Here is an 8,381-nt window from a genome sequence, read left to right as displayed (position 1 = left end):
CAGGACAGAATAAAATCTAAAATGCAGGCAGAAGGGCAAACATCACTTTATGAGTGATTGGATGTATACCTGCCTGCATACCTGCATGCATTCATGCATGCATGCATGCACGCAGGCCTGCCAGACAGAATGACTGTCCGAATACGGGACTTCCTGCATGCATTTCTGCCAGTAGAGCTGTCAGTGGTTTGATTACCATGCGGCAACTTTTGTCGTGGCAAGTGCCGGGACTTGCCAGGTTGGGCTGGGATTTTTGCAGTGGGGGTTTACCATCAAAATTAAGGATAAAACCAGGCAGAAAATTAAGGAGAAAATGGCGGGATTTACAGAGAAAACAGCCTGAAACAGCCGTTTGTGCAGGTGTGGAGATATGGCCTGTAATCAAGGTCAAATGGTATATTACCTGCATTGGAAAAATAATTATGCGTGGCTTCTGGTTGGAGTATGAGCCACATCTGCAGGTTAACAATGACCTTGCATCAATTTCTGCCGCCTGATAAACAGGCGGCATGCTGCAGATTTGCCCCTTGCACAGAAAGTTACAGTTATTTCAGAGGGGCTTTTGTTCTTCGTGCACCTGAGTTTAAGGTGCCCAGATGTTTAGTAAGCAAAAAAGCCATGCTCCGAAAGCGGAAAGCATGGCTTTTTGTTTTATAAAGCACCATGAACAGTTCATAGTGCCTGAGATCAATGCTCAGTTACTTTATTATCCCAGCAGGCTAAGTGCAATAACAGGACGCTGGTTGGCCTGTGCCAGAACTGACTGGGAAGCCTGCTGAATAATGTTGTTCTGGGTCAGAGCTGCGGTCTCAGAGGCGAAGTCTGTGTCTCTTATGCGGCTGCGGGCATCAGACTGATTCTCAGAAACGTTGGCCTGATTTCGAATAGTGCTCTCCATTCTGTTCTGTAAAGCGCCCAGGTTGGCACGCTTGGAATCTACAGCCTGGATCATGGCATCAATATTAGCCAGGGTATTAGTAGCAACAGATGCAGTACATACACCAAAACGTACGATATTACCTGACTTTACAAGACCTTTAGGGCCCTTGTCGGTGATGTCAGCTGCAGCGATTTTGGCCTGGCTGGCAATAGTTGATACGGTAAATGCAGAGGACCAGTTTAAAACCAGAGTATCGTTGGCATTAGCGCCTACCTGGAAGACAAGCTTGCCCTTATTATTACCATTAGATGGAATAAGGCCTACAGCACCATCAAGAATCTGCTGACCTGCAAAGGTTGTCTGCTTGGCAATACGGGTAATTTCAGCAGACAGCTGGCTTACTTCTTCCTGAATGGCCTTACGGTCGGCTGCTGAGTTGGTACCGTTAGCAGACTGAACAGCCAGCACGCGGATGCGCTGCAGCATGTTGGTGGTTTCGTCAAGAGCACCTTCAATGGTCTGTGCCAGAGCGATACCATCATTGGTGTTACGGTTACCCTGGTTGAGGCCATTAATCTGAGTTGTCAGACGGTCGGCAATCTGCAGACCTGCAGCGTCGTCCTTGGCGGAGTTGATTCTCAGGCCTGAAGAGAGGCGCTGATAGGAGACATTCAGATTCAGGGTTGCATTACTGAGCTTGCGCTGGGCATTGATGGAACTGACGTTCGTATTAACGTATAAAGCCATAATCTTATCTCTCTTATCTGCCTTTCTCAGGACGATTGTCTGATTAAACTACAGATTTATGTCAGCACAACATCTGGTGCTGCAAACATAGAAATCGTAAAGGACAGCAGATAAACGGTGCAGTATCTGCTGTCTAAAATATCTTAACCAAGCAGGCTCAGGGCAATAACAGGACGCTGGTTGGCCTGTGCCAGAACTGACTGGGAAGCCTGCTGGATAATGTTGTTCTGGGTCAGAGCTGCGGTCTCAGAGGCGAAGTCTGTGTCTCTTATGCGGCTGCGGGCATCAGACTGATTCTCGGAGATATTGGCCTGATTACGAATAGTGCTCTCCATTCTGTTCTGTAAAGCACCAAGGTTAGCACGCTTGGAATCAACAGCCTGGATCATGGCATCAATGTTAGCCAGGGTATTAGTAGCAACTGATGCTGTACATACACCGAAGCGGATGATTGCGCCTGATTTAACCAAACCCTTTTTACCAGTCGGATCCATATCACCAGCAGCAATACCTGCCTGACTGGCGATAGTTGAAACTGTGAAAGCAGATGACCAGTTTAAAATCAGGGTGTTACCGGCATTTGCACCAACCTGGAAGACCAGCTTGCCTTTGTTATTGCCCTGATTAGGAATAAGGCCTACAGCACCATCAAGAATCTGCTGACCAGCAAAGGTAGTCTGCTTGGCAATACGGGTAATTTCAGCAGACAGCTGAGTTACTTCCTCCTGGATGGCCTTACGGTCAGCTGCGGAGTTGGTACCGTTAGCAGACTGAACAGCCAGCACACGGATGCGCTGCAGCATGTTGGTGGTCTCATCCAGAGCACCTTCAATGGTCTGGGCTAAGGCGATACCGTCATTGGTGTTACGGTTACCCTGGTTGAGGCCATTAATCTGAGTTGTCAGACGGTCGGCAATCTGCAGACCTGCAGCGTCGTCCTTGGCAGAGTTGATTCTCAGACCTGAAGAAAGGCGCTGATAGGAGACATTCAGATTCAGGGTTGCATTACTGAGCTTGCGCTGGGCATTGATGGAACTGACGTTCGTATTAACGTATAAAGCCATAATCTTCTCTCTTATCTGCCTTTCTCAGGACGATTGTCTGATTTAACTACAGATTTTTGTCTGCACATCATCTGGTGCTGCAAACATAGAAATCGTAAAGGACAGCAGATAAATCACTCAATATCTGCTGTCTGAAATATCTTAACCAAGCAGGCTAAGTGCAATAACAGGACGCTGGTTGGCCTGTGCCAGTACAGACTGGGAAGCCTGCTGGATAATGTTGTTCTGGGTAAGAGCTGCGGTCTCAGAGGCGAAGTCTGTGTCTCTTATGCGGCTGCGGGCATCAGACTGATTCTCTGAGATGTTTGCCTGATTGCGAATGGTGCTCTCCATTCTGTTCTGTAAAGCACCCAGGTTAGCACGCTTGGAGTCAACAGCCTGGATCAGCTTATCAATGTTCTCCAGGGTATGGGTGGCAGTACTTGCAGTAGAAACACAGAATCTAATGAATTTGGCACCTTGAGGGCCGTCTTCTGTTAAGCCTTTCTTTGTATTCTTCATGTCCTGGGTTGCAATACCTGCAACCGTAGCAATGGCACAAAGAGTAAAGCCAGTTGACCAGTTAAGGGTAAGAGTGTTGCCTGCGTTTGCGCCTACCTGAAATATGAGCTTGCCCTTATTATTACCATTAGATGGAATAAGGCCTACAGCACCATCAAGAACCTGCTGACCAGCAAAGGTCGTCTGCTTGGCAATACGGGAGATTTCCTGGGAAAGCTGGGTTACTTCTTCCTGGAGGGCCTTACGGTCAGCTGCGGAGTTGGTTCCGTTAGCAGACTGGACAGCCAGCACACGGATGCGCTGCAGCATGTTAGTGGTCTCGTCCAGTGCACCTTCAATGGTCTGGGCAAGGGCGATGCCGTCATTGGTGTTACGGTTGCCCTGGTTGAGGCCGTTAATCTGAGTTGTCAGACGGTCGGCAATTTGCAGACCTGCAGCGTCGTCCTTGGCAGAGTTAATACGCAGACCAGAAGACAGTCTCTGGTAGCTGGTATTGAGGTTAAGAGTCGCATTGCTCAGCTTTCTTTGAGCATTGATGGAACTGACGTTCGTATTAACGTATAAAGCCATAATCTTCTCTCTTATCTGCCTTTCTCAGGACGAATGTCTGATTTCACTACAGATTTATGCCAGCACTTCATCTGGTGCTGCAAACATAGAAATCGGAATGGACAGCAGATAAAAGATGCAGTATCTGCTGTCGAAAATGTTTAGCCAAGCAGGCTAAGTGCAATAACAGGACGCTGGTTGGCCTGTGCCAGTACGGACTGGGAAGCCTGCTGGATAATGTTGTTCTGGGTCAGAGCTGCGGTCTCAGAGGCGAAGTCTGTGTCTCTTATGCGGCTGCGGGCATCAGACTGATTCTCAGAGATATTTGCCTGATTACGAATGGTGCTCTCCATTCTATTCTGTAAAGCGCCCAGGTTAGCACGCTTGGAGTCCACGGCTTGAATCAGGGAGTCGATGTTTTCCAGGGTCTTTGTTGCAAGTTCAGCAGTTGAAACGGTAAATCTTGTTGTGCCACCAGTGCTCTTGTAAAGGCCTTTAGTCTTATCAGTGATATTTGCATCAGGAATTTTAGCCTGGGAAGCTATTCCGCTTAGGGTGAATGCAGAGGTCCAGTCTAATGTGAGAGTGTTACCAGCATTAGCGCCTACCTGAAATACAAGTTTGCCGTCAGCAGGAATAAGGCTGTTTTTATTGGTGTTGTTATTAGCTTTGCCGTTAATAACGGTCTGACCAGCGTAGGTGGTCTGCTGGGCAATACGGGTAATTTCTTGGGAAAGCTGGGTTACTTCTTCCTGGATGGCCTTACGGTCAGACTCAGAGTTGGTACCGTTTGCAGACTGAACAGCCAGCACGCGGATGCGCTGGAGCATGTTGGTGGTTTCGTCCAGAGCACCTTCGATGGTCTGGGCCAGAGCGATACCGTCATTGGTGTTACGGTTACCCTGGTTGAGACCGTTAATCTGAGTTGTCAGACGGTCGGCAATCTGCAGACCTGCAGCGTCGTCCTTGGCAGAGTTAATACGCAGACCAGAAGACAGTCTCTGGTAGCTGGTATTGAGGTTCAGTGTCGCATTGCTCAGCTTTCTTTGAGCATTGATGGAACTGACGTTCGTATTAACGTATAAAGCCATATTCTTCTCTCTCTTATCTGCTTATGTCTGGACCAGTGTGTGATTTGAGTGCAGATTTATACGTAGGCTGCGTGCTACGTCTATACAAATTCAATGTGGCAGCCATACTTTCTAAATTTAATGACTGCCATGTTTGATTAGCCCAGAAGGCTCAGCGCAATAGTTGGACGCTGGTTAGCCTGTGCCAGTACTGACTGGGAGGCCTGCTGAATAATGTTGTTCTGGGTAAGAGCAGCTGTTTCTGATGCGAAGTCTGTGTCTCTTATGCGGCTACGGGCATCGGACTGATTCTCAGAGATATTGGCCTGGTTGCGAATGGTGCTCTCCATTCTGTTCTGTAAAGCACCCAGGTTAGCGCGCTTGGAGTCCACGGCCTGGATCATCTTATCGATGTTTTCGAGAGTCTTTGTAGAGGTACTTGCAGAGGATACAGACCAGCGATAATCATGTTTGCCAGTACCGAAAGCATCGGTGAGTTTATGCAGTCCATTATCCTTGGCTACCGGGTTGTTAATTCCGGCCTGCTTTGCCAGACCTGACATGGTGAAAGCGGCTGACCAGTTAAGATCAAGAGTATTACCGGCATTTGCGCCTACCTGGAAAACAATCTTGCCCTTGTTGTTGCCAGTACCAGGAATTAAGCCAGCGCCTGCGCCATCAAGCACCTGATCACCTGCAAATGTTGTCTGCTTAGCGATACGAGTGATTTCAGCTGATAGCTGAGTTACTTCTTCCTGAAGAGCGTCACGATCTTTCTGGGAATTGGTACCGTTAGCAGACTGAACAGCCAGCACACGGATACGCTGCAGCATGTTGGTGGTTTCGTCCAGAGCACCTTCTATGGTCTGGGCCAGAGCGATACCGTCATTGGTGTTACGGTTGCCCTGGTTGAGGCCATTAATTTGGGAGGTCAGGCGGTCAGCAATCTGAAGGCCGGCAGCGTCGTCCTTGGCAGAGTTAATACGCAGACCTGAAGACAGTCTCTGGTAGCTGGTATTGAGGTTCAGAGTCGCATTGCTCAGCTTTCTTTGGGCATTGATCGAACTGACGTTCGTATTAACGTATAAAGCCATTTTCTTACTCTCTCTTATCTGCTTATGTCTGGACCAATGTCTGATTTGATCGCAGATTGATACGTAGGCTGTGTGCTACGTCTATACAAATTCAAAGTGGCAGCCATACTGTCTAAAACATAATGGCCGCCTGTTTTGATTAGCCCAGAAGGCTCAGCGCAATAGTTGGACGCTGGTTAGCCTGTGCCAGTACAGACTGGGAGGCCTGCTGAATAATGTTGTTCTGGGTAAGAGCAGCAGTTTCTGATGCGAAGTCTGTGTCTCTTATGCGGCTGCGGGCATCAGACTGATTCTCGGAGATATTGGCCTGATTGCGAATGGTACTCTCCATTCTGTTTTGGATTGCGCCCAGGTTGGCACGATGAGAGTCGATGTTCTGAATTAAGGCATCAATATTTGCTAAAGTTGCTGTAGCAGTAGCAGCAGTAGAAATAGAGAATCTGACCGGACCATTAGCAGCGCTTTTTACTACACCTGTTTTAGAGTAGTTTGCAGCTTGATCTTGAACATCAACCTTAGCTCCTCCAGCAATGGCACAAAGTGTAAAGCCCTGAGATAAAGTAATGCCGAGGATGTTGCCTGCGTTAGCGCCTACCTGGAAATTAAGCATTTGATTTTTAGCAGGGATAAGACCCTTGCCGGCACCATCCAGTACCTGTTCGCCTGCGAAAGTGGTCTGGCGGGCAATACGGGTGATTTCAGCAGATAACTGAGTTACTTCTTCCTGGAGGGCCTTGCGGTCGGCCTCTGAGTTGGTGCCGTTGGCGGACTGAACAGCGAGCACACGGATGCGCTGGAGCATGTTGGTGGTCTCGTCCATGGCGCCTTCAATGGTCTGGGCTAAGGCAATACCGTCATTAGTGTTACGGTTGCCCTGGTTGAGGCCATTGATCTGGGAGGTCAGACGATCAGCAATCTGTAAACCTGCAGCGTCGTCCTTGGCAGAGTTGATTCTCAGACCGGAAGAAAGGCGCTGATAGGAGACATTCAGGTTCAGGGTGGCATTGCTCAGCTTGCGCTGGGCATTGATGGAACTGACGTTTGTATTAACGTATAAAGCCATTGGTAGCTCACTTATCTGCCTTTCTCAGGACTCACGTCCATCGACTACAGAGGTTTAAACGCAGTATGTACTACTGCGTGCATAGAAACAGGAGAGGAAAGCAGGGAACCGGTATGATTACCTGCAGTAAAAATTGTTTAGCCAAGCAGGCTCAGCGCAATAGTTGGACGCTGGTTAGCCTGTGCCAGTACGGACTGGGAGGCCTGCTGAATAATGTTGTTCTGGGTCAGAGCAGCAGTCTCTGAAGCGAAGTCTGTGTCTCTTATGCGGCTGCGGGCATCAGACTGGTTCTCAGAGATGTTAGCCTGATTGCGAATGGTGCTTTCCATTCTGTTTTGCATTGCACCTAGTGCGGCGCGCTTGGAATCAACTGCCTGAATAAGGGAATCAATGTTCTTCAGCACATTAGTAGCAGTTTCAGCGGAGGTAACGGTGAAGATTATGGCATTAGCTGCTGCAGCATCTTTTGTGAATCCGTTATCTTTTGTGAGATTAGTTGCTTGCTTGAAGCCTGCTTGAGATGCAATGCCGCTCAGAGTGAATTCTGAACCCCAGTCGAGGGTCAGTGTGTTGCCAGCGTTGGCGCCAACCTGGAATACCAGCTTGCCATCAGCCGGGATTAAGCTGTTTGGGTTTTTGTTATTGGCAGTAACTAACTTGCCATTTATTACGGTCTGGCCAGCAAAGGTGGTCTGCTTTGCAATACGGGTAATTTCGTGAGAAAGCTGGGTAACCTCCTCCTGAATAGCCTTACGATCGGCATCGGAGTTGGTGCCGTTGGCGGACTGCACTGCCAGCACGCGGATGCGCTGGAGCATGTTGGTGGTCTCGTCAAGTGCACCTTCAATGGTCTGGGCTAAGGCGATACCGTCATTGGTGTTACGGTTGCCCTGGTTGAGGCCATTGATCTGGGAGGTCAGTCGGTCGGCAATTTGCAGGCCGGCAGCGTCATCCTTGGCAGAATTAATACGCAGGCCTGAGGAGAGACGCTGGTAGCTGGTGTTCAGGTTCAGGGTGGCATTGCTCAGCTTGCGCTGGGCATTTATGGAGCTGACATTCGTGTTTACGTATAAGGCCATAGTAAGTATCTCCTCTGTAATCGTGTATCAGCGCACAGATGCCGTAGCTTTCTGAACTGTTAACGCAGCTTTGAACTTGCACCCGATTCCGGGAGCTGCAAGTTATGGGAATAGGAACATGCTTCAGCCATACTGTTGGAACTGAAGCATGACACGATATTGATTAATGTTATTGAAATAAGAGAGTGGTAAAGAGAGTAAAGAAAGAATTCCGTACAAGGATATGTCTATTCTGAAATCGCTTTATCTGCACGGCTGCCATCGACGGCGCCGGGCGTCCACTTTGGGTTTTACTTTATAAAACCCTTTAGTAAACATACCCCAGTCATACTGT

Annotated in this window: 8 protein-coding genes; 1 reads left to right on the top strand and 7 read right to left on the bottom strand. The window is 48.6% G+C overall.

Annotation, left to right across the window (positions count from 1 at the left end):
* The first annotated feature begins 221 nt into the window (after nucleotides 1–221).
* Nucleotides 222–497 carry a hypothetical protein gene (locus tag MXE39_RS07625; RefSeq protein WP_247073910.1) on the top strand — a complete coding sequence of 92 codons (276 nt, stop codon included), beginning with the start codon at nucleotides 222–224 and terminating at the stop codon, nucleotides 495–497.
* A 209-nt stretch (nucleotides 498–706) separates the two neighbouring features.
* Here the strand turns inward: MXE39_RS07625 and MXE39_RS07620 are convergent, their stop codons facing one another.
* The 7 genes from MXE39_RS07620 to MXE39_RS07590 all read right to left on the bottom strand — a co-directional run bounded on the left by MXE39_RS07620 (nucleotide 707) and on the right by MXE39_RS07590 (nucleotide 8,047).
* Nucleotides 707–1,627, bottom strand: a complete 921-nt coding sequence (locus MXE39_RS07620; protein ID WP_246977993.1) for a flagellin — start codon at nucleotides 1,625–1,627, stop codon at nucleotides 707–709.
* 143 nt (nucleotides 1,628–1,770) lie between these two features.
* Nucleotides 1,771–2,691 carry a flagellin gene (locus MXE39_RS07615; protein ID WP_246977992.1) on the bottom strand — a complete coding sequence of 307 codons (921 nt, stop codon included), beginning with the start codon at nucleotides 2,689–2,691 and terminating at the stop codon, nucleotides 1,771–1,773.
* Between the two features lie 141 nt (nucleotides 2,692–2,832).
* The gene (locus tag MXE39_RS07610) at nucleotides 2,833–3,762 is read right to left on the bottom strand and encodes a flagellin (RefSeq protein ID WP_246977991.1); all 930 of its coding nucleotides are present in this window, start codon (nucleotides 3,760–3,762) and stop codon (nucleotides 2,833–2,835) included.
* A gap of 140 nt (nucleotides 3,763–3,902) precedes the next feature.
* Nucleotides 3,903–4,832, bottom strand: a complete 930-nt coding sequence (locus MXE39_RS07605; protein WP_246977990.1) for a flagellin — start codon at nucleotides 4,830–4,832, stop codon at nucleotides 3,903–3,905.
* Between the two features lie 137 nt (nucleotides 4,833–4,969).
* A complete protein-coding gene (locus tag MXE39_RS07600) occupies nucleotides 4,970–5,905 on the bottom strand; it encodes a flagellin (protein ID WP_246977989.1) in 936 nt (311 codons plus the stop codon).
* A 139-nt stretch (nucleotides 5,906–6,044) separates the two neighbouring features.
* The gene (locus MXE39_RS07595; RefSeq protein WP_246977988.1) at nucleotides 6,045–6,968 is read right to left on the bottom strand and encodes a flagellin; all 924 of its coding nucleotides are present in this window, start codon (nucleotides 6,966–6,968) and stop codon (nucleotides 6,045–6,047) included.
* A 137-nt stretch (nucleotides 6,969–7,105) separates the two neighbouring features.
* Nucleotides 7,106–8,047: a flagellin gene (locus MXE39_RS07590; protein WP_246977987.1), complete on the bottom strand. Its 942-nt coding sequence runs from the start codon at nucleotides 8,045–8,047 to the stop codon at nucleotides 7,106–7,108.
* Between the last annotated feature and the right edge of the window lie 334 nt (nucleotides 8,048–8,381).

It is taken from the genome of Anaerobiospirillum sp. NML120511 (genome assembly GCF_023050955.1).
GTDB lineage: Bacteria > Pseudomonadota > Gammaproteobacteria > Enterobacterales > Succinivibrionaceae > Anaerobiospirillum.
The sequence above is the reverse complement of the archived record's forward strand: the minus strand, read 5'-3'. Positions and strand labels throughout refer to the sequence as shown.

Coding starts and splice junctions, on each gene's coding strand:
- MXE39_RS07600 (WP_246977989.1), bottom strand. CDS start 5,905: ATGGCTTTATACGTTAATACGAACGTCAGTTCGATCAATGCCCAAAGA.
- MXE39_RS07590 (WP_246977987.1), bottom strand. CDS start 8,047: ATGGCCTTATACGTAAACACGAATGTCAGCTCCATAAATGCCCAGCGC.
- MXE39_RS07620 (WP_246977993.1), bottom strand. CDS start 1,627: ATGGCTTTATACGTTAATACGAACGTCAGTTCCATCAATGCCCAGCGC.
- MXE39_RS07605 (WP_246977990.1), bottom strand. CDS start 4,832: ATGGCTTTATACGTTAATACGAACGTCAGTTCCATCAATGCTCAAAGA.
- MXE39_RS07595 (WP_246977988.1), bottom strand. CDS start 6,968: ATGGCTTTATACGTTAATACAAACGTCAGTTCCATCAATGCCCAGCGC.
- MXE39_RS07610 (WP_246977991.1), bottom strand. CDS start 3,762: ATGGCTTTATACGTTAATACGAACGTCAGTTCCATCAATGCTCAAAGA.
- MXE39_RS07615 (WP_246977992.1), bottom strand. CDS start 2,691: ATGGCTTTATACGTTAATACGAACGTCAGTTCCATCAATGCCCAGCGC.